This is a genomic window from Pseudomonas orientalis (genome assembly GCF_002934065.1).
In the GTDB taxonomy this organism is placed as follows: domain Bacteria; phylum Pseudomonadota; class Gammaproteobacteria; order Pseudomonadales; family Pseudomonadaceae; genus Aquipseudomonas; species Aquipseudomonas orientalis_A.
Window position 1 is genome coordinate 3,586,163 of record NZ_CP018049.1, and the last position, 20,733, is coordinate 3,606,895.

The 20,733-nt window shown below is 61.3% G+C and carries 17 protein-coding genes; all 17 read left to right on the forward strand.

Annotation, left to right across the window (positions count from 1 at the left end; genetic code table 11):
• The first annotated feature begins 220 nt into the window (after positions 1–220).
• The gene (locus tag BOP93_RS16055; RefSeq protein ID WP_065894942.1) at positions 221–2,446 is read left to right on the forward strand and encodes an NADP-dependent isocitrate dehydrogenase; all 2,226 of its coding nucleotides are present in this window, start codon (positions 221–223) and stop codon (positions 2,444–2,446) included.
• 544 nt (positions 2,447–2,990) lie between these two features.
• Positions 2,991–3,437 (forward strand): NUDIX hydrolase, encoded by a 447-nt coding sequence (locus BOP93_RS16060; RefSeq protein ID WP_065894941.1) that lies wholly within the window; start codon positions 2,991–2,993, stop codon positions 3,435–3,437.
• Between the two features lie 59 nt (positions 3,438–3,496).
• On the forward strand, positions 3,497–4,621 hold the full coding sequence (mnmA, locus tag BOP93_RS16065) for a tRNA 2-thiouridine(34) synthase MnmA (protein WP_065884958.1): 1,125 nt from the start codon (positions 3,497–3,499) through the stop codon (positions 4,619–4,621).
• The gene (gene hflD, locus BOP93_RS16070) at positions 4,618–5,241 is read left to right on the forward strand and encodes a high frequency lysogenization protein HflD (RefSeq protein WP_017137510.1); all 624 of its coding nucleotides are present in this window, start codon (positions 4,618–4,620) and stop codon (positions 5,239–5,241) included. Before mnmA ends, hflD begins: the two co-directional genes overlap by 4 nt.
• A 125-nt stretch (positions 5,242–5,366) precedes the next feature.
• Complete coding sequence (gene purB, locus BOP93_RS16075; RefSeq protein WP_065884957.1) at positions 5,367–6,737, forward strand: adenylosuccinate lyase; 1,371 nt, start codon at positions 5,367–5,369, stop codon at positions 6,735–6,737.
• Between the two features lie 84 nt (positions 6,738–6,821).
• Positions 6,822–7,988 carry a cupin domain-containing protein gene (locus BOP93_RS16080; protein ID WP_104503409.1) on the forward strand — a complete coding sequence of 389 codons (1,167 nt, stop codon included), beginning with the start codon at positions 6,822–6,824 and terminating at the stop codon, positions 7,986–7,988.
• On the forward strand, positions 7,981–8,403 hold the full coding sequence (locus BOP93_RS16085) for a GNAT family N-acetyltransferase (protein ID WP_065884955.1): 423 nt from the start codon (positions 7,981–7,983) through the stop codon (positions 8,401–8,403). Before BOP93_RS16080 ends, BOP93_RS16085 begins: the two co-directional genes overlap by 8 nt.
• Before the next feature lie 220 nt (positions 8,404–8,623).
• Complete coding sequence (locus tag BOP93_RS16090) at positions 8,624–9,361, forward strand: secretin N-terminal domain-containing protein (protein ID WP_104503410.1); 738 nt, start codon at positions 8,624–8,626, stop codon at positions 9,359–9,361.
• 177 nt (positions 9,362–9,538) lie between these two features.
• Positions 9,539–10,864 carry an isocitrate lyase gene (gene aceA, locus BOP93_RS16095; RefSeq protein WP_025858968.1) on the forward strand — a complete coding sequence of 442 codons (1,326 nt, stop codon included), beginning with the start codon at positions 9,539–9,541 and terminating at the stop codon, positions 10,862–10,864.
• 637 nt (positions 10,865–11,501) lie between these two features.
• Positions 11,502–11,915 carry an NADH-quinone oxidoreductase subunit A gene (locus tag BOP93_RS16100; protein ID WP_003192109.1) on the forward strand — a complete coding sequence of 138 codons (414 nt, stop codon included), beginning with the start codon at positions 11,502–11,504 and terminating at the stop codon, positions 11,913–11,915.
• Positions 11,916–11,925: 10 nt separating this feature from the next.
• Positions 11,926–12,600, forward strand: coding sequence for a NuoB/complex I 20 kDa subunit family protein (locus BOP93_RS16105; protein WP_003174719.1), 675 nt, complete (start codon positions 11,926–11,928; stop codon positions 12,598–12,600).
• 72 nt (positions 12,601–12,672) lie between these two features.
• Positions 12,673–14,457 (forward strand): NADH-quinone oxidoreductase subunit C/D, encoded by a 1,785-nt coding sequence (gene nuoC, locus BOP93_RS16110; RefSeq protein WP_104503411.1) that lies wholly within the window; start codon positions 12,673–12,675, stop codon positions 14,455–14,457.
• A 2-nt stretch (positions 14,458–14,459) separates the two neighbouring features.
• On the forward strand, positions 14,460–14,957 hold the full coding sequence (gene nuoE, locus BOP93_RS16115) for an NADH-quinone oxidoreductase subunit NuoE (protein WP_003232080.1): 498 nt from the start codon (positions 14,460–14,462) through the stop codon (positions 14,955–14,957).
• Entirely contained in the window at positions 14,954–16,312 is a 1,359-nt protein-coding gene (nuoF, locus tag BOP93_RS16120; protein ID WP_065933914.1) for an NADH-quinone oxidoreductase subunit NuoF, read from the forward strand. Before nuoE ends, nuoF begins: the two co-directional genes overlap by 4 nt.
• Before the next feature lie 136 nt (positions 16,313–16,448).
• On the forward strand, positions 16,449–19,163 hold the full coding sequence (nuoG, locus tag BOP93_RS16125; protein ID WP_104503412.1) for an NADH-quinone oxidoreductase subunit NuoG: 2,715 nt from the start codon (positions 16,449–16,451) through the stop codon (positions 19,161–19,163).
• Positions 19,160–20,167 (forward strand): NADH-quinone oxidoreductase subunit NuoH, encoded by a 1,008-nt coding sequence (nuoH, locus tag BOP93_RS16130; protein WP_003174724.1) that lies wholly within the window; start codon positions 19,160–19,162, stop codon positions 20,165–20,167. The genes nuoG and nuoH overlap by 4 nt, the downstream gene beginning before the upstream one ends.
• 11 nt (positions 20,168–20,178) lie before the next feature.
• Entirely contained in the window at positions 20,179–20,727 is a 549-nt protein-coding gene (gene nuoI / locus BOP93_RS16135; protein WP_003174725.1) for an NADH-quinone oxidoreductase subunit NuoI, read from the forward strand.
• The last annotated feature ends 6 nt before the right edge of the window (positions 20,728–20,733 follow it).

Here is a 20,733-nt window from a genome sequence, read left to right on the forward strand (position 1 = left end):
CAAAGAGTCACGACGGTTGACCGCTCTAGACAGTAGCCTTCAGCCAGAAAGCAGGACTATTACAATAGTCCAAACGCTTGACGCTCGACTGATGCAACCCAACATCACCGCGAAGAACACTCGACATTTCGCTCATGGATGACTTTGAACGAACGCGCTCCACCCGGCGCATCTCGAGTTTCTGCGCACGCTTTCAGCAAAGAAGAGAGTTAATCCGAATATGCCCACCCGCTCGAAGATCATCTACACCTTCACCGACGAAGCCCCAGCCCTCGCCACCTATTCACTGCTGCCTATCGTAGAGGCCTTCACCGCTTCCGCTGATATTGCCGTGGAAACCCGCGACATTTCCCTCGCCGCGCGCATCCTCGCAAGCTTCCCCGAGCAACTGGGCGCCAAGGCCATCCCGGACCACCTCGCCGAACTGGGCGACCTGGCCGTTACGCCTGAAGCCAACATCATCAAGCTGCCTAACATCAGCGCCTCGACCCCGCAGCTGCAAGCCGCGATCAAGGAACTGCAGGCCCAGGGCTACGCCCTGCCGGACTACCCGGAAACCGTAACCACCGACGCGGAAAAAGAAACCCGTGCACGTTACGACAAGGTCAAGGGCAGCGCCGTGAACCCGGTACTGCGCGAAGGCAACTCCGACCGCCGCGCACCGCTGTCGGTCAAGAACTACGCACGCAAGCACCCGCACAAAATGGGCGCCTGGGCTGCCGACTCCAAGTCGCACATCGCCCACATGAGCAATGGCGACTTCTACGGCAGCGAAAAAGCCGTACAGATCGAAGCCGCTGACGCTGTCAAAATCGAGCTGATCGCTCAAGACGGCACCGCCACTGTCCTGAAGGAAAAGACCTCGGTACAGGCCGGCGAGATCATCGACACCGCCGTGCTGAGCAAAAAAGCCCTGCGCGCATTCATCGCCGCCGAGATCGAAGACGCCAAGAAGCAAGGCGTGCTGCTGTCGGTTCACTTGAAAGCCACCATGATGAAGGTCTCCGACCCGATCATGTTCGGCCAGATCGTTGCCGAGTTCTATAAGGACGCCCTGGCCAAGCACGCCACCGTGCTTGAGCAGATCGGCTTCAACCTGAACAACGGCATCGGCGACCTGTACGCCCGTATCAAGGCGCTGCCGGCTGACCAGCAGGCGCAGATCGAAGCGGACATCCAGGCGGTCTACGCCGCTCGCCCATCGCTGGCGATGGTCAACTCCGACAAAGGCATCACCAACCTGCACGTACCGAGCGACGTGATCGTCGACGCCTCGATGCCGGCCATGATCCGTGACTCCGGCAAAATGTGGGGCACCGACGGCCAGTTGCACGACACCAAGGCCGTGATCCCGGATCGCTGCTACGCCACCATCTACCAGGCCGTCATCGAAGACTGCAAGGCCAATGGCGCCTTCGACCCAACCACCATGGGCAGCGTGCCGAACGTTGGCCTGATGGCCAAGAAAGCCGAAGAGTACGGTTCCCACGACAAGACCTTCCAGATCAAGGCTGACGGCGTCGTCCGCGTCACCGACAGCCAGGGCAAGCTGCTGATGGAACAGTCGGTCGAAGCCGGCGACATCTTCCGCATGTGCCAGACCAAAGACGCGCCGATCCAGGACTGGGTCAAACTGGCCGTCAACCGCGCCCGCGCCAGCAACACCCCGGCCATCTTCTGGCTGGACCCACAGCGCGCGCACGATGGCGTCGTGGTCGAGAAAGTTCAGGCTTACCTGAAAGACCACAACACTGAAGGTTTGGACATCCGCATCATGTCGCCGGTCGACGCGATGAAGTTCACCCTGGAGCGCACCCGCAAGGGCCTGGACACCATCTCGGTGACCGGTAACGTACTGCGCGACTACCTGACCGACCTGTTCCCGATCATGGAACTGGGCACCAGCGCCAAGATGCTTTCGATCGTGCCGCTGATGAACGGCGGTGGCCTGTTCGAAACCGGCGCCGGCGGCTCGGCGCCGAAACACGTGCAGCAACTGGTGGAAGAAAACTTCCTGCGCTGGGATTCCCTGGGCGAGTTCCTGGCCCTGGCCGCGTCCCTCGAGCATTTGGGTGTGACGTACAACAACCCGAAAGCCCTGGTACTGTCCAAGACCCTGGACCAGGCCACTGGCCAATTCCTCGACAACAACAAGTCGCCATCGCGCAAAGTCGGCAACATCGACAACCGCGGCAGCCACTTCTATCTGGCGCTGTACTGGGCCCAGGCCCTGGCCGCCCAGACCGAAGACACTGCCCTGCAAGCGCAGTTCGGCGAACTGGCCCAGACCCTGGCCGCGAACGAAGCAACCATCGTTGCCGAGCTCAACGCCGTACAGGGCAAGCCAGTGGACATCGGCGGCTACTACGCGCCGAACCCCGAGCTGACCAGCAAGGCCATGCGTCCGAGCAACACCCTCAATGCGGCGATTGCCAAGTTGAAGTAAGGTTGTAACGATGCAAAGAAGCCCCGGCCGAGTGCCGGGGTTTCTGTTTCCACTGTTCAACTGAAGAAACCGGGTCAAATGGGCCTGCCCTAACGCCAATCAGTCAGGGCTTTTTTGTAGGAGCGAGCTTGCTCGCGAAAAACGTCAACGATAACGCGTGCTTTCTGAATGAGCGCAGTGCCTGTGGGTTTTTCGCGAGCAAGCTCGCTCCTACAGACGGCGGTGTACACTTAACAACGCAGCCGCGCCCAAACGTAACCACGATGCGAAGCGAGCCGCTCTTGATCTGCTTTTGATCTCAGGCGCCCCGTTAAACCACGCTGGCCGAACGCAGGCTTGAATCCGTGGGTAACCCGGCAGGACGCCGGGTTAGCCGCACTGGGCCAGAGGCCGCCATCGGGGGCAAGCCCCCTCCCACATTTGGACCGGGATCGACACTACATCCTGGTCGGCCCTGAGGCCATCAACAGGAGCAAGCTCCCACATTGCCTGCACAATCCTGACCCAAGAACGCACCGCCCCTCCCTTAATCCAGAGGCATCCCATGACCTGGCTCCCCCACATCACCGTCGCCACCCTCGTCGAAGACAACGGCCGTTTCCTGATGGTCGAAGAACTCAAGGGCGGCCGTGCCGTACTCAACCAGCCCGCCGGCCACCTGGACCCGAACGAAACCCTGACCGAAGCCGCCGTGCGTGAAACCCTCGAAGAAACCGGTTGGGACGTCGAAGCCACTGGCATCGTCGGCATCTACCTCTACACCGCCCCGAGCAACGGCGTGACCTATCAACGGGTCTGTTTCATCGCCAAGGCGCTGAAACATCACCCGGACTATCAACTCGACGAAGGCATCCTGCGCGCGCGCTGGCTGACCCGGGACGAGCTGATGGGCCTGCGCGACGACTGGCGCAGCGAGCTGATCATCCGCTGTATCGATGATTATCTGGCCGGCCAGCGTCACAGCCTGGAATTGATCCGCCCTTCTCTTTAGCCTTGCGGGCCCAGGCCTGCTAGAATCGCGTCCTTTTTCAAGACACCCGTTGAAACCCTATGCGTGATCCAGCCCCTTCTGACACACAAAAGAAGCGCGTCATCGTCGGCATGTCCGGCGGCGTGGATTCTTCCGTTTCCGCCGTTCTGCTCATGGAGCAGGGTTATGAGGTGGAAGGCCTGTTCATGAAGAACTGGGAAGAAGACGATGGAACGGAATATTGCACCGCCATGGACGACCTGGCGGACGCCCAGGCCGTGTGCGACAAGATCGGTATCAAGCTGCACACCGCCAACTTCGCCGCCGAATACTGGGACAATGTGTTCGAGCACTTTCTGGCCGAATACAAGGCCGGCCGTACGCCGAACCCGGACATCCTGTGCAACCGCGAGATCAAGTTCAAGGCGTTCCTCGACTACGCCATGATGCTGGGCGCCGACCTGATCGCCACTGGCCACTACGTACGCCGCCGCGACATCGATGGCCGTACCGAACTGCTCAAGGGCCTGGACCCGAACAAGGACCAGAGCTACTTCCTGCACGCCGTCGGCGGTGAACAGATCGCCAAGACCCTGTTCCCGGTCGGTGAGCTGGAAAAGCCCGAAGTGCGCAGGATCGCCGAGAAACACGGCCTGGCCACCGCCAAGAAGAAGGACTCCACCGGCATCTGCTTTATCGGCGAGCGCCGCTTCAGCGACTTCCTCAAGCAATACCTGCCGGCACAACCGGGCGAAATCAAAACCACCGACGGTGAAGTGATCGGCCGTCACCATGGCCTGATGTACCACACCATCGGCCAGCGCCAGGGCCTGGGCATTGGCGGCTTGAAAGACGCCGGTGAAGAGCCGTGGTACGTGCTGGTCAAGGACCTGGAAAACAACGTGCTGATCGTCGGCCAGGGCAACGAACACCCGCTGCTGTTCTCAGGCGCCCTGCTTGCTTCGGACATCTATTGGGTCAACCCGATTGACCTGAGCGCCCCGCGCCGGCTGACCGCCAAAGTACGCTATCGCCAAAGCGACCAGCCGTGCACCCTGGAAAAAACCGCCACGGGTTACCGCGCCACCTTCGATGACCCGCAACGTGCGGTCACTCCAGGCCAATCCGTGGTGTTCTATGACGGCGAAATCTGCCTGGGCGGCGGCGTCATCGAAGTCGCGCAAGCCTGGAGCAACCCGGCATGAGCCCGACCCAGGAGCAATTGACGGCCCTTGGCGGCGTATTTCTGGCTGCGGTACTGGTGGACAAGATCGCCAAGACCGGCCAGGTCACCGAGGCAGGCCTGACCTGCATGCTCGGCAGCCTGTTGATCCGCGACCCCAAGGACACCCTGGAAGTCTACGGCGGCGACGACCTGGCCTTGCGTGAAGGTTACCGGGCCCTGATCGGCGCCCTGGAACGCGACCCCAGCACCCTGCAGCGCGAACCCTTGCGCTACGCCCTGTCGATGCTCGGCCTGGAGCGCCAGCTGGCCAAGCGTGACGACCTGCTCGAAACCATCGGCAAACGCCTGCCGCAGATCCAATCCCAGGTTGAACATTTTGGCCCAGCCCACGAAAACGTGATTGCAGCCTGTGGCGCGCTGTACCAGGACACCTTGAGCACCTTGCGCCAGCGCATCCAGGTGCACGGCGACATGCGCAACCTGCAGCAACCGAACAACGCCTCGAAAATCCGCGCCCTGCTCCTGGCGGGGATTCGTTCGGCACGGTTGTGGCGCCAGTTGGGCGGTCATCGTTGGCAGTTGGTGATCAGCCGACGCAAATTGCTCAAAGAGCTTTACCCGTTGATGCGCAACGAATAAGTCGCACCAGCAAACCTTTTTCACGCTGTTACGCGTAATACGCCGGTCAGTTGGCGACGGACCGGCGAATTTTTTCATGTATGATACGCGCCCCATTTCGTTGCCCGACTGTCCGAGAACACCCCATGCAGCTTTCTTCGCTCACTGCGGTTTCCCCTGTTGACGGCCGCTACGCCGGCAAAACCCAGGCCCTGCGCCCTATTTTCAGCGAATACGGTTTGATCCGTGCTCGTGTCCTGGTTGAAGTGCGCTGGCTCCAGCGCCTGGCCGCTCACCCCGCCATCAGCGAAGTGCCGGCGTTTTCCGCCGAGGCCAACGCTGTCTTGAATACCCTGGCGGAAAACTTCTCCCTGGAGCACGCCGAGCGTGTGAAAGAGATCGAGCGCACCACCAACCACGACGTCAAGGCCATCGAGTACCTGCTCAAAGAGCAAGCGGCCAAGCTGCCGGAACTGGCCCAGGTCAGCGAGTTCATCCACTTTGCCTGCACCAGCGAGGACATCAACAACCTGTCCCACGCCCTGATGCTGCGCGAAGGCCGTGATGACGTAATGCTGCCGCTGATGCGCCAGACCGCCGAAGCGATCCGCGAACTGGCGATCCGCTTCGCCGCCGTGCCGATGCTCTCGCGCACCCACGGCCAGCCGGCATCGCCGACCACCCTGGGCAAGGAACTGGCCAACGTGGTGTACCGCCTGGAGCGCCAGATCGCGCAAGTCGCCGCCGTGCCGCTGCTGGGCAAGATCAACGGCGCCGTGGGCAACTACAACGCACACCTGTCGGCCTACCCCGAGATCGACTGGGAAGCCAACGCCCGCGCCTTTATCGAAGACGAACTGGGCCTGGGCTTCAACCCCTACACCACGCAGATCGAACCCCACGACTACATCGCCGAGCTGTTCGACGCGATCGCACGTTTCAACACTATCCTGATCGACTTCGATCGCGATATCTGGGGCTACATCTCCCTGGGCTACTTCAAGCAGCGCACCATTGCCGGTGAAATCGGTTCGTCGACCATGCCGCACAAGGTCAACCCGATCGACTTCGAAAACTCCGAAGGCAACCTCGGCATCGCCAACGCCCTGTTCCAGCACCTGGCCAGCAAGTTGCCGATCTCGCGCTGGCAGCGCGACCTGACCGATTCCACCGTACTGCGCAATCTCGGCGTGGGCTTTGCCCACAGCGTGATCGCGTACGAAGCCAGCCTCAAGGGCATCAGCAAGCTGGAGCTCAACGAGCAGAAAATCGCCGCTGACCTGGATGCCTGCTGGGAAGTCCTGGCGGAGCCGATCCAGACCGTGATGCGCCGCTACAACATCGAAAACCCTTACGAGAAGCTCAAAGAGTTGACGCGCGGCAAGGGCATCACCTCCGATGCGCTGCAAACTTTCATCGACGGCCTGGACATGCCAGCCGCCGCCAAGGCCGAGCTGAAACTGCTCACCCCGGCCAACTACATCGGTAACGCTGTAGAGCAAGCCAAGCGCATCTGATCATCGCACGACCCTTTGAGACGCCCGGCCGCGCCGGGCGTTTTTATTCCTGTCTTAAAAGTGCTTTTTTTCAATAGGTTACACATGAATCCTGATATCCCTCTTCAACTACTGGGCGGCATCACGGCACGGGAATTCCTGCGCGACTACTGGCAGAAGAAACCGCTGCTGATCCGCCAGGCCATCCCCGACTTCGAAAGCCCGATCGACGCCGACGAACTGGCCGGCCTGGCCCTGGAAGAAGAAGTCGAGTCGCGCCTGGTGATCGAACACGGCGAACGTCCGTGGGAGCTGCGTCGCGGCCCGTTCGCCGAAGACGCCTTCAGCACCCTGCCCGAGCGTGAATGGACCCTGCTGGTACAGGCAGTGGATCAGTTCGTGCCGGAAGTCGCCGAGCTGCTCGAGCATTTTCGCTTCCTGCCAAGCTGGCGCATCGATGATGTGATGATCAGCTTCGCCGCGCCGGGTGGCAGCGTCGGTCCGCACTTCGATAACTACGATGTGTTCCTGCTGCAAGCCCAGGGCAAGCGCAACTGGAAAATCGGCCAGATGTGCAATTCTGAAAGCCCGCTGCTGCAGCACGCCGACCTGCGCATCCTCGCCGAATTCGAAGAAAGCGCCGAATGGGTCCTCGAACCGGGCGACATGCTCTACCTGCCGCCGCGCCTGGCGCATTTCGGCATTGCCGAAGACGACTGCATGACCTACTCGGTAGGCTTCCGTGCGCCGAGTGCCGCCGAGGTGCTGACCCACTTCACCGACTTCCTCAGCCAATACCTGACCGACGAAGAGCGCTACACCGATGCCGACGCCCAGCCGGTCAGCGACCCGCATCAGATTCAGAGCGACGCGCTGGATCGCCTCAAGAGCCTGCTGGCCGAGCACATGAGCGACGAGCGCATGCTGCTGACCTGGTTCGGCCAGTTCATGACCGAACCGCGCTACCCGGAGCTGGTGGCGGGCGAAGAGCTGGACGAGGACGACTTCATCAGCAGCCTGCAAGACGGCGCGATCCTGGCGCGCAACCCGAGTGCGCGCCTGGCCTGGTCGGAAGTGGACGACGACGTGTTGCTGTTCGCCAGCGGCCAGAGCCGTTACCTGCCGGGCAAACTGCGCGAACTGTTGAAACTGGTGTGCTCGGCAGACGCCCTGCACAGCGAGAACCTCGGCGCCTGGCTGGCCGATGAAGACGGCCGCGACCTGCTGTGCGAACTGGTCAAGCAAGGCAGCCTGGGGTTTGCGGATGAATAGGATTCACGTAAGTGTCGCGGACTGGCGAAAGGATATCGACGAGATTCGGCGCATTCGTGAAGCGGTATTCATCGCTGAACAATCGGTTCCACCCGAGCTGGAATGGGACGCGGACGACGCTGGCGCAATGCACTTTCTGGCGTTCGAAGGTGATTTCCCGATTGGCACCGCTCGGCTGCTGCCCAGCGGCGAGATCGGCCGCGTGTCGGTACTCAAGGACTGGCGCGGGCTGAAGGTCGGCGACAAGCTGATGGAAGCGGTGATCGGCGTGGCCGAGAAGCGCGGCCAGAGCCGGCAATTCCTCAGTGCACAGGTGTATGCGGCGCCGTTCTACGAGCGGCTGGGTTTCAAGATTGTCAGTGATGAGTTTCTTGAAGTCGGGATTCCGCATGTGGATATGGTGCGCGGGGACTGATCCGGGACCGCGTCGCGGCTATCGGGGGCAAGCCCCCTCCCACACTTGAAGATGTACTCGGTCAAAATGTGGGAGGGGGCTTGCCCCCGATAGCTATTTCAGCAACACCAAAAAATGCCCTGCCTTGCCAGGGCATTTTGCCGTCTACGATTCAACTTGCGACCCGCCGGGCCGACAAACTGGCACTATCCAAGCCAAATGAATTGCAGAGATAACGGACATGTCCCTACGCACCCTGCTCACCGCCCTCCTCCTGGCTGCCAGCGCATCGGCCATGGCCGACACCGAAGTGGTCAACCTGAGCAACCGCACCAGCGCCGACCTGCTGCCCGTGGCGCAGAACTTTATCGGCAAGGACGGCACCGTGAGTGCCTATGGCAATCAGCTCATCGTCAACGCGGCGCCGGCAAAGATCGAAGGCCTGCGCACCCTGCTCGCTCAACTCGACACCCCGGCCAAGCGCCTGCTGATCACCGTCGACACCAATGAAAACAACCAGCAGACCAGCGGCGACAGCCAGACCCGTATCATCAGCTACGGCACCACCAGCCGCGACGGCGGCGTCCAGCAGATACAGGCCAGCGAAGGCGTGCCTGCGCTGATCCAGGTCGGCCAAAGCGTACCGCTGACCACGACCCAGCAGGACAGCTACGGTCGCCTGCAGAACCAGACCCAGTATCGCAACGTCACCCAGGGTTTCTACGTGACCGCCAGCGTCACCGGCGAGACCGTTCACCTGGCCATCAGTACCAACCGTGACCGCATGAGCCAGGAACGTCCCGATGTAGTGAACGTACAAAGTACCGACACAACTGTCAACGGCCGCCTGGGCGAATGGATTTCCCTGGCCGGCATCAACCGTGAGACCCAGGCCGATAAATCCTCTACAACCCGCAGCTACGCTACTCAGGGCCGCGATGACCTGACGGTGCGGGTCAAGGTCGACACGCTGAACTGAAGCACCAAAAACTGACTGGCGAGTCGTATTAGACTAAATATGTAGTGCCCCAAAAAAAGCACTACAAAACATTTGACGCCCCCAAAAAGGCTGTGCATGATGGCCTCGCTCCCGCTAATCAAGGGCCCTGGGAAGGGCCTTCGAACCCTACAAGACGCGACGACGAGGTTTAACTACATGGCACTGACACGCGAACAGCAAATTGCAGCCCTTGAAAAAGACTGGGCTGAAAACCCACGCTGGAAAGGCGTGACCCGCGCTTATTCCGCTGCTGACGTCGTCCGCCTGCGTGGCTCGGTCCAACCTGAGCACACCTTTGCAAAACTCGGCGCCGAAAAGCTGTGGAACCTGGTCACCCAGGGGGCCAAGCCGTCCTTCCGTCCCGACAAAGATTTCGTCAACTGCATGGGCGCCCTCACTGGCGGCCAGGCAGTGCAGCAGGTAAAAGCCGGTATCCAGGCGATCTACCTGTCCGGCTGGCAAGTGGCCGCGGACAACAACTCCGCTGAATCCATGTACCCCGACCAATCGCTGTACCCGGTGGACTCCGTGCCGACCGTGGTCAAGCGCATCAACAACTCGTTCCGTCGTGCCGACCAGATCCAGTGGAAAGCCGGTAAAGGTCCGGGCGACGAAGGCTACATCGACTACTTCGCGCCTATCGTGGCCGACGCCGAAGCCGGGTTCGGCGGCGTACTCAACGCCTACGAGCTGATGAAGAGCATGATCGAGGCAGGCGCCGCCGGCGTGCACTTCGAAGACCAACTGGCCTCGGTGAAAAAATGCGGCCACATGGGTGGCAAGGTGCTGGTTCCGACCCAGGAAGCCGTACAGAAGCTGACCGCCGCACGCTTGGCCGCTGACGTTGCCGGTACGCCAACCATCATCCTGGCGCGCACCGATGCCAACGCCGCTGACCTGCTGACGTCGGACTGCGACCCGTACGACCAGCCGTTCGTCACCGGCGAACGCACCCAGGAAGGTTTCTATAAAGTGCGCGCCGGTCTCGACCAGGCGATCGCCCGTGGCCTGGCCTACGCACCGTACGCCGACCTGATCTGGTGCGAAACCGCCAAGCCGGACCTGGACGAAGCGCGTCGCTTCGCCGAAGCGATCAAGAAGGAATACCCGGACCAACTGCTGTCCTACAACTGCTCGCCTTCCTTCAACTGGAAGAAGAACCTGGACGATGCGACCATCGCCAAGTTCCAGCGCGAACTGTCCGCCATGGGCTACAAGCACCAGTTCATCACCCTGGCCGGCATTCACAACATGTGGCACAGCATGTTCAACCTGGCGCACGACTACGCCCGCAACGACATGACCGCCTACGTGAAACTGCAGGAGCAGGAATTCGCTGACGCCGCCAAAGGCTACACCTTCGTGGCGCACCAGCAGGAAGTGGGCACCGGCTACTTCGACGACATGACCACCGTGATCCAGGGCGGCACCTCGTCCGTGACCGCGCTGACCGGTTCGACCGAGGAAGAGCAGTTCCACTGAGTGACTGAGTACACGGCCACTGCGGCCCCAGGGAAGACCTAACCGCAGTGCCGCACAGCCATCACGCCCCGACTGGTTCGGGGCGTTTTTTTTGCCTGCACATAATCTACTGATGCACCACGAATCCCATGTGGGAGGGGGCTTGCCCCCGATAGCGGGGGGCCAGCAACCGATGTGCTGACTGACACCCGGCAATCGGGGGCAAGCCCCCTCCCACAAGGGATTTTGCAAAAAACATTGATCCAGAGCGGTGTCCGCCCGGATCAAATCAGTTAAAAGATGCGCACCCATAACTAAGCGACACTCAACCAAGTAACGGCAACTTACCCCCTACACGAGAAACATTCGCTTAAACCCCACGCAAACAATATTCATTATCATTTGGAATGAGAAAACTTCGTTACCACTTAAACAAAACACATTTGATAAAAAGCCCGCTAATGCCCGCCCTGTAAGGGCTACAGCCCTATAAAGGTGCACTATGTGCTTATTCCGCCGAATAATTTCGCCACAGGAATTTTACTTGCCCGGTGTTTAGCCATAAAATCACCGCGATTGATTGCAGTGCGACATATCGTCACTGCATCGTGACTTTTTCGAGCTCAGAGACCTTTGCTCTCTGTTAAGGATTTCCAGCATGACCGACGCGACAGGACTCATGGCCCACAACTGGGGCTTTGCCATTTTCCTCCTCGGTGTTGTGGGGCTTTGCGCCTTCATGCTCGGCGTCTCCAGCCTCCTCGGGTCAAAAGCCTGGGGTCGCAGCAAAAACGAACCGTTCGAGTCCGGCATGCTACCTACAGGTGGCGCCCGCTTGCGGCTCTCAGCCAAATTCTATCTGGTCGCGATGCTCTTCGTGATCTTCGATATCGAAGCCCTCTTTCTCTTTGCCTGGTCTGTGTCCGTCCGCGAAAGCGGCTGGACCGGATTCGTCGAAGCTCTCGTTTTCATAGCAATTCTGTTGGCAGGTCTTGTCTACCTGTTCCGAGTGGGCGCCCTTGACTGGGCTCCGGAAGCTCGTCGCAAGCGGCAAGCGAAGCTGAAACAATGAGGCTTTGGCGATGCAATACAATCTCACCAGGATCGACCCGGATGCTCCTAACGAGCAGTACCCCATCGGCGAACGGGAAACCGTTTCCGACCCGTTAGAAGACCAAGTCCACAAGAACATCTACATGGGCAAGCTGGAAGACGTGCTGAGTGGCGCGGTCAACTGGGGGCGTAAAAACTCCCTGTGGCCGTACAACTTCGGCCTTTCGTGCTGCTACGTGGAAATGACCACCGCCTTCACGGCGCCCCACGACATCGCGCGCTTTGGCGCCGAGGTTATCCGGGCATCGCCGCGCCAGGCGGATTTCATGGTTATCGCCGGTACCTGCTTTATCAAGATGGCGCCGATCATCCAGCGTCTCTATGAGCAAATGCTCGAACCGAAATGGGTGATCTCCATGGGTTCGTGCGCCAACTCCGGTGGCATGTACGACATCTACTCCGTCGTTCAAGGGGTGGACAAGTTCCTGCCCGTGGACGTCTACGTGCCTGGCTGCCCGCCCCGTCCCGAAGCATTCCTGCAAGGCTTGATGCTGTTGCAGGAATCGATTGGCAAGGAGCGTCGCCCGCTGTCCTGGGTCGTCGGCGATCAAGGCGTGTACCGCGCCGAGATGCCGTCCCAAAAGGAACAGCGCCGCGAACAGCGAATCGCAGTCACCAACCTGCGCAGCCCCGACGAAGTCTGATCCAGCCCGCTTCTTTTTATAGAACGAAAACCTGGCTTCATTCTTTACGTTGACCGAAAGCGATAAAAAACCATGACTACAGGCAGTGCTCTGTATATCCCGCCTTACAAGGCAGACGACCAGGATGTGGTTGTCGAACTCAATAACCGTTTTGGCCCTGACGCCTTCACCGCCCAGGCCACACGCACCGGTATGCCGGTGCTGTGGGTGGCGCGTGCCAGGCTTGTCGAAGTCCTGGGCTTCCTGCGCAACCTGCCCAAGCCGTACGTCATGCTCTATGACCTGCATGGCGTGGACGAGCGTCTGCGCACCAAGCGCCAGGGCTTGCCGAGCGGCGCCGATTTCACCGTGTTCTACCACTTGATGTCGCTGGAACGTAACAGCGACGTGATGATCAAGGTCGCGCTGAGCGAGAGCGACCTGAGCGTCCCGACCGTGACCGGTATCTGGCCGAACGCCAGCTGGTACGAGCGTGAAGTCTGGGACATGTTCGGTATCGACTTCCCGGGCCACCCGCACCTGACGCGCATCATGATGCCGCCGACCTGGGAAGGTCACCCGCTGCGCAAGGACTACCCTGCCCGCGCCACCGAATTCGACCCGTTCAGCCTGACCCTCGCCAAGCAGCAGCTTGAAGAAGAGGCCGCGCGCTTCCGTCCGGAAGACTGGGGCATGAAGCGTTCCGGCACCAACGAGGACTACATGTTCCTCAACCTGGGCCCGAACCACCCTTCGGCCCACGGTGCCTTCCGTATCATCCTGCAACTGGACGGCGAGGAAATCGTCGACTGCGTCCCGGACATCGGCTACCACCACCGTGGCGCCGAGAAGATGGCCGAGCGTCAATCCTGGCACAGCTTCATCCCCTACACCGACCGTATCGACTACCTCGGCGGCGTGATGAACAACCTGCCGTACGTGCTCTCGGTCGAGAAGCTGGCCGGTATCAAGGTGCCGGACCGCGTCGACACCATCCGCATCATGATGGCCGAGTTCTTCCGCATCACCAGCCACCTGCTGTTCCTGGGTACCTACATCCAGGACGTCGGCGCCATGACCCCGGTGTTCTTTACCTTCACCGACCGTCAGCGCGCCTACAAGGTCATCGAAGCGGTCACCGGTTTCCGCCTGCACCCGGCCTGGTACCGCATCGGCGGCGTGGCCCACGACCTGCCGAACGGCTGGGAGCGCCTGGTCAAGGAATTCATCGACTGGATGCCCAAGCGTCTGGACGAGTACCAGAAGGCCGCCCTGGATAACAGCATCCTCAAGGGCCGTACCATCGGCGTCGCGCAATACAACACCAAAGAGGCCCTGGAATGGGGCGTCACCGGTGCCGGCCTGCGTTCCACCGGTTGCGACTTCGACCTGCGCAAGGCGCGCCCGTACTCCGGCTACCAGAACTTCGAATTCGAAGTGCCGCTGGCGGCCAATGGCGACGCCTACGACCGTTGCATCGTGCGCGTCGAAGAAATGCGCCAGAGCCTGAAGATCATCGAGCAGTGCATGCGCAACATGCCGGCCGGCCCGTACAAGGCGGATCACCCGCTGACCACGCCGCCGCCCAAAGAGCGCACGCTGCAGCACATCGAGACCCTGATCACGCACTTCCTGCAGGTTTCGTGGGGCCCGGTGATGCCGGCCAACGAGTCCTTCCAGATGATTGAAGCGACCAAGGGCATCAACAGTTATTACCTGACGAGCGATGGCGGCACCATGAGCTACCGCACCCGGATTCGCACCCCAAGCTTCCCGCACTTGCAGCAGATCCCTTCGGTGATCAAAGGCGAGATGGTAGCGGACTTGATTGCGTACCTGGGTAGTATCGATTTCGTTATGGCCGACGTGGACCGCTAAGCATGAACAGCACGCTTATCCAGACAGACCGTTTCACCCTGAGTGAAACCGAGCGCTCGGCCATCGAGCACGAGCTGCATCACTACGAAGACCCGCGCGCGGCGTCGATCGAAGCCTTGAAGATCGTCCAGAAGGAACGTGGCTGGGTGCCGGACGGCGCCCTCTACGCCATCGGCGAGATCCTCGGCATCCCCGCCAGCGACGTTGAAGGCGTGGCCACGTTCTACAGCCAGATCTTCCGCCAGCCGGTGGGCCGCCACATCATTCGCGTGTGCGACAGCATGGTTTGCTACATCGGTGGCCACGAGTCCGTGGTCAGCGAAATCCAGGCCAAGCTGGGCATCGGCCTGGGCCAGACCACCGCCGACGGCCGCTTCACGCTGCTGCCGGTGTGCTGCCTGGGCAACTGCGACAAGGCGCCGGCGTTGATGATCGACGACGACACATTCGGTGACGTACAGCCTGCTGGCGTGACCCAATTGCTCGAGGGCTACCCATGACCCTGACTTCCTTCGGCCCGGCCAACCTGATCAAGCGTTCGGCCGAGACCCACCCGCTGACCTGGCGCCTGCGTGATGACGGTGAGCCGGTATGGCTCGACGAATATCAGGCCAAGAACGGCTACGCCGCCGCGCGCAAGGCCTTCGCCGACATGGCCCAGGACGATATCGTCCAGACCGTGAAGGACGCCGGCCTCAAGGGCCGCGGCGGTGCAGGCTTCCCCACCGGCGTGAAGTGGGGCCTGATGCCCAAAGACGAATCCATCAACATCCGTTACCTTTTGTGCAACGCGGATGAAATGGAGCCGAACACCTGGAAAGACCGCATGCTGATGGAGCAACTGCCCCATCTGCTGATCGAAGGCATGCTGATCAGCGCCCGCGCGCTGAAAACCTACCGGGGTTATATCTTCCTGCGCGGCGAATACACCACCGCCGCCAAGCACCTCAACCGTGCCGTGGCCGAAGCCAAGGCAGCGGGCCTGCTGGGCAAGAACATCCTGGGTTCGGGTTTCGACTTCGAACTGTTCGTGCACACCGGCGCCGGGCGTTATATCTGCGGTGAAGAAACCGCACTGATCAACTCCCTCGAAGGCCGCCGCGCCAACCCGCGCTCCAAGCCACCCTTCCCTGCCGCCGTGGGCGTGTGGGGCAAGCCGACCTGTGTGAACAACGTCGAGACCCTGTGCAACGTGCCGGCGATCATCGCCGACGGCGTGGACTGGTACAAATCGTTGGCCCGTGAAGGCAGTGAAGACATGGGCACCAAGCTCATGGGCTTCTCCGGCAAGGTCAAGAACCCGGGCCTGTGGGAACTGCCGTTCGGCGTGACCGCGCGCGAGTTGTTCGAGGACTACGCCGGCGGCATGCGCGACGGCTACACCTTGAAAGCCTGGCAGCCAGGCGGCGCCGGCACCGGCTTCCTGCTGCCCGAGCACCTCGACGCACAGATGTATGCCGGCGGCATCGGCAAGGTGGGCACCCGGATGGGCACCGGCCTGGCCATGGCGGTCGACAACACCGTGAACATGGTCTCGCTGCTGCGCAACATGGAGCAGTTCTTTGCCCGCGAATCCTGCGGTTTCTGCACGCCATGCCGCGACGGCCTGCCGTGGAGCGTGAAGCTGCTGATGGCTCTGGAAAACGGCGAAGGCCGCGAGGGTGACATCGAAACCCTGCTCGGGCTGGTCGGTTTCCTCGGCCCAGGCAAGACCTTCTGTGCTCACGCACCGGGCGCCGTGGAGCCATTGGGCAGCGCAATCAAATACTTCCGCTCTGAATTCGAGGCCGGCATCGCGCCAACCCGCGCGGGCGAACTCACTCAGGTGGTATCACCGACCATGGTCGGTGCGTAGAGCTTAAAGAAGCGAAGGGTCCGTGCCCTTCGCTTTTCTCATGTGCGGACGCCTTGATGGCTGTGTTGATGCACATGAATAACAAGATTCCATTAGCCACGCCCGCTGACAACGGGCCAACGAAGAACTTTGAACCATGGCCACTATCCACGTAGACGGCAAAGCGCTCGAAGTCGATGGGGCGGACAACCTGTTACAGGCATGTCTGTCACTCGGCCTCGACATCCCGTATTTCTGCTGGCACCCCGCGCTTGGTAGCGTCGGTGCCTGTCGCCAGTGTGCGGTCAAGCAATACACCGACGAGAACGACACCCGTGGTCGTATCGTCATGTCCTGCATGACCCCAGCCACCGACAACACCTGGATCTCCATCGACGATGAAGAATCCAAGGCGTTCCGCGCCAGCGTGGTCGAATGGCTGATGACCAACCACCCCCACGACTGCCCGGTCTGTGAGGAAGGCGGTCACTGCCACCTGCAAGACATGACGGTGATGACCGGCCACAACGAGCGCCGCTATCGCTTCACCAAGCGTACCCACCAGAACCAGGACCTCGGCCCGTTCATTTCCCACGAGATGAACCGCTGCATCGCCTGCTACCGCTGCGTGCGCTTCTATAAAGACTACGCCGGCGGCACTGACCTCGGCGTATTCGGCGCCCACGACAACGTGTACTTCGGTCGCGTTGAAGACGGCGTGCTCGAGAGCGAATTCTCCGGCAACCTCACCGAGGTCTGCCCGACCGGTGTGTTCACCGACAAGACTCACTCCGAGCGCTACAACCGCAAGTGGGACATGCAGTTCGCGCCGAGCATCTGCCATGGTTGCTCCAGCGGTTGCAACATCTCCCCGGGCGAGCGCTACGGCGAACTGCGTCGTATCGAAAACCGCTTCAACGGTTCGGTCAACCAGTACTTCCTGTGCGACCGTGGCCGTTTCGGCTATGGCTACGTCAACCGCGAAGACCGCCCACGCCAGCCGCTGCTGGCCGATGGCGCCAAGCTGAGCCTGGACGCGGCGCTGGATAAAGCCGCCGACCTGTTGCGCGGGCGTAATATCGTCGGTATCGGTTCACCCCGCGCCAGCCTCGAAAGCAACTTCGCGTTGCGCGAACTGGTCGGCGCCGAACACTTCTACTGCGGCATCGAAGCCGGTGAACTGGAGCGCATCCGCCTGGTCCTGCAGGTGCTGAACGACAGCCCGCTGCCGGTGCCGAACATGCGCGACATCGAAGACCACGATGCGATCTTCGTGCTCGGTGAAGACCTGACCCAGACCGCCGCCCGCATCGCCCTGTCGCTGCGCCAGTCGGTCAAAGGCAAGGCCGAAGAAATGGCCGACGCCATGCGCGTACAGCCGTGGCTCGACGCGGCGGTGAAAAACATCGGCCAGCACGCGCTGAACCCGCTGTTTATCGCCTCGCTGGCAGAAACCAAGCTCGACGATATTGCCGAAGAATGCGTGCACGCTGCACCGGATGACCTGGCCCGTATCGGTTTCGCCGTGGCCCACGCCCTCGACGCCAGCGCGCCTGCCGTCGAAGGCCTGGACAGCGAAGCCGTCGAACTGGCCCAGCGCATCGCCGACGCCCTGCTGGCGGCCAAGCGCCCGTTGATCATTGCCGGTACCTCACTGGGTTCCAAGGCGCTGATCGAAGCCGCCGCCAACATCGCCAAGGCCCTGAAACTGCGCGACAAGAACGGCTCCATCAGTTTGGTCGTGCCGGAAGCCAACAGCCTCGGCCTGGCCATGCTCGGTGGCGAGTCCGTGGATGCCGCGCTGCAAGCAGTGACCGACGGCAATGCCGACGCTATCGTGGTGCTGGAAAACGACCTGTACACCCGCACCGCTGCCGCCAAGGTTGACGCTGCGCTGGACGCTGCCAAAGTTTTGATCGTTGCCGACCACCAGAAGACCGCCACCAGCGAGCGTGCCGACCTGGTGCTGCCAGCCGCCACCTTCGCCGAAGGCGACGGTACCCTGGTCAGCCAGGAAGGCCGCGCCCAGCGCTTCTTCCAGGTGTTCGATCCGAAGTACATGGACGCCAGCATCCTGGTGCACGAAGGCTGGCGCTGGCTGCATGCCCTGCGCGCCACCCTGCTGAACCAGCCGATTGACTGGACCCAGCTCGACCACGTCACCGCCGCCACCGCCGCGAGCGCGCCGCAACTGGCACGCATCGTCGACGCTGCACCGTCCGCCGCGTTCCGCATCAAGGGCCTGAAACTGGCCCGTGAACCGCTGCGCTACTCCGGGCGCACCGCCATGCGCGCCGACATCAGCGTGCATGAGCCGCGTACACCGCAAGACATCGACACCGCGTTCGCCTTCTCCATGGAAGGTTACTCGGGTTCGGCCGAACCGCGTCAGCAGGTGCCGTTTGCCTGGTCGCCGGGCTGGAACTCGCCGCAGGCCTGGAACAAGTTCCAGGACGAAGTCGGTGGTCACATCCGCGCGGGCGACCCGGGCACCCGCCTGATCGAAAGCAGCGGCGATTCGCTGAACTGGTTCGCGGCGGTACCGCGTCCGTTCAACCCGGCGCCGGGCACCTGGCAGGTCGTGCCGTTCTTCCACCTGTTCGGCAGCGAAGAAACCTCTTCCAAGGCCGCGCCGGTTCAAGAACGCATCCCCGCAGCCTACGTGTCGCTGGCCAAGTCCGAAGCCGACCGCCTGGGCGTCAACGACGGTGCCCTGCTCAGCCTGAGCGTGGCCGGCCAGACCCTGCGTCTGCCGCTGCGCATCAACGACGAGCTGGGCGCCGGCCTGGTTGCACTGCCAAAAGGCCTCGCCGGGATTCCTCCAGCGATCTTTGGCCACACCGTTGACGGTCTGCAGGAGGCAGCGCAATGACTTGGTTCACTCCTGAAGTGATCGACGTGATCATCTCGGTGGTCAAGGCCATCGTGATCCTGTTGGCCGTGGTCGTCGCGGGCGCCCTGCTCAGCTTCGTCGAACGTCGCCTGCTGGGCTGGTGGCAGGACCGTTACGGTCCGAACCGCGTCGGCCCGTTCGGCATGTTCCAGATCGCCGCCGACATGCTGAAAATGTTCTTCAAGGAAGACTGGACCCCGCCGTTCGCCGACAAGGTGATCTTCACCCTCGCGCCGGTCGTGGCCATGAGCGCCTTGCTGATCGCCTTCGCGATCATCCCGATCACCCCGACCTGGGGCGTGGCGGACCTGAACATTGGCCTGCTGTTCTTCTTCGCCATGGCCGGTTTGTCGGTGTATGCGGTGCTGTTCGCCGGTTGGTCGAGCAACAACAAGTTCGCCCTGCTCGGCAGCCTGCGCGCCTCGGCGCAAACCGTCTCCTATGAAGTGTTCATGGGCCTGGCACTGATGGGCATCGTGGTGCAGGTTGGCTCATTCAACATGCGCGACATCGTCGAGTACCAGGCGCAGAACCTGTGGTTCATCATTCCGCAGTTCTTCGGCTTCTGTACCTTCTTCATCGCGGGCGTGGCCGTGACTCACCGTCACCCCTTCGACCAGCCGGAAGCGGAACAGGAACTGGCCGACGGTTACCACATTGAATATGCCGGCATGAAATGGGGCATGTTCTTCGTCGGTGAGTACATCGGCATCATCTTGATCTCGGCCCTGCTGGTCACGCTGTTCTTCGGCGGCTGGCACGGCCCGTTCGGCATCCTGCCGCAGTTGGCCTTCTTCTGGTTCTTCCTGAAGACCGCGTTCTTCATCATGCTGTTCATCCTGCTGCGCGCCTCGATTCCGCGCCCGCGCTATGACCAGGTGATGGATTTCAGCTGGAGATTCTGCCTGCCGCTGACCCTGATCAATTTGCTGGTGACGGCTGCCGTCGTGTTGTTGAACACGCCGGCTGCCGCGGTTCAGTGAGGATTTGACCCATGTTCAAATATATTGGCGACATCGTTAAGGGTACCGGTACCCAGTTGCGAAGCCTGGTGATGGTGTTCGGTCACGGCTTTCGCAAACGCGACACCCTGCAATACCCGGAAGAGGCGGTGTACCTGCCGCCGCGCTATCGCGGCCGCATCGTACTGACCCGCGACCCCGATGGCGAAGAGCGTTGCGTAGCCTGCAACCTGTGCGCCGTGGCGTGCCCGGTAGGTTGCATCTCCCTGCAGAAAGCTGAAACCGAAGACGGTCGCTGGTACCCGGACTTCTTCCGCATCAACTTCTCGCGCTGCATTTTCTGCGGCCTGTGCGAGGAAGCTTGCCCGACCACCGCGATCCAGCTCACACCGGATTTCGAGATGGCCGAGTTCAAACGTCAGGACCTGGTGTACGAGAAAGAAGATCTGCTGATCTCTGGTCCCGGTAAAAACCCTGATTACAACTTCTATCGTGTTGCAGGTATGGCCGTTGCCGGTAAGCCAAAAGGCGCCGCACAAAACGAAGCCGAGCCGATCAACGTGAAGAGCTTGCTGCCTTAAGGAAGA

What these genes read in the sequence shown, in the direction of transcription:
- BOP93_RS16055 (WP_065894942.1), top strand. Translation starts at nt 221, where the DNA reads ATGCCCACCCGCTCGAAGATCATCTACACCTTCACCGACGAAGCCCCA.
- BOP93_RS16060 (WP_065894941.1), top strand. Translation starts at nt 2,991, where the DNA reads ATGACCTGGCTCCCCCACATCACCGTCGCCACCCTCGTCGAAGACAAC.
- mnmA (WP_065884958.1), top strand. Translation starts at nt 3,497, where the DNA reads ATGCGTGATCCAGCCCCTTCTGACACACAAAAGAAGCGCGTCATCGTC.
- hflD (WP_017137510.1), top strand. Translation starts at nt 4,618, where the DNA reads ATGAGCCCGACCCAGGAGCAATTGACGGCCCTTGGCGGCGTATTTCTG.
- purB (WP_065884957.1), top strand. Translation starts at nt 5,367, where the DNA reads ATGCAGCTTTCTTCGCTCACTGCGGTTTCCCCTGTTGACGGCCGCTAC.
- BOP93_RS16080 (WP_104503409.1), top strand. Translation starts at nt 6,822, where the DNA reads ATGAATCCTGATATCCCTCTTCAACTACTGGGCGGCATCACGGCACGG.
- BOP93_RS16085 (WP_065884955.1), top strand. Translation starts at nt 7,981, where the DNA reads ATGAATAGGATTCACGTAAGTGTCGCGGACTGGCGAAAGGATATCGAC.
- BOP93_RS16090 (WP_104503410.1), top strand. Translation starts at nt 8,624, where the DNA reads ATGTCCCTACGCACCCTGCTCACCGCCCTCCTCCTGGCTGCCAGCGCA.
- aceA (WP_025858968.1), top strand. Translation starts at nt 9,539, where the DNA reads ATGGCACTGACACGCGAACAGCAAATTGCAGCCCTTGAAAAAGACTGG.
- BOP93_RS16100 (WP_003192109.1), top strand. Translation starts at nt 11,502, where the DNA reads ATGACCGACGCGACAGGACTCATGGCCCACAACTGGGGCTTTGCCATT.
- BOP93_RS16105 (WP_003174719.1), top strand. Translation starts at nt 11,926, where the DNA reads ATGCAATACAATCTCACCAGGATCGACCCGGATGCTCCTAACGAGCAG.
- nuoC (WP_104503411.1), top strand. Translation starts at nt 12,673, where the DNA reads ATGACTACAGGCAGTGCTCTGTATATCCCGCCTTACAAGGCAGACGAC.
- nuoE (WP_003232080.1), top strand. Translation starts at nt 14,460, where the DNA reads ATGAACAGCACGCTTATCCAGACAGACCGTTTCACCCTGAGTGAAACC.
- nuoF (WP_065933914.1), top strand. Translation starts at nt 14,954, where the DNA reads ATGACCCTGACTTCCTTCGGCCCGGCCAACCTGATCAAGCGTTCGGCC.
- nuoG (WP_104503412.1), top strand. Translation starts at nt 16,449, where the DNA reads ATGGCCACTATCCACGTAGACGGCAAAGCGCTCGAAGTCGATGGGGCG.
- nuoH (WP_003174724.1), top strand. Translation starts at nt 19,160, where the DNA reads ATGACTTGGTTCACTCCTGAAGTGATCGACGTGATCATCTCGGTGGTC.
- nuoI (WP_003174725.1), top strand. Translation starts at nt 20,179, where the DNA reads ATGTTCAAATATATTGGCGACATCGTTAAGGGTACCGGTACCCAGTTG.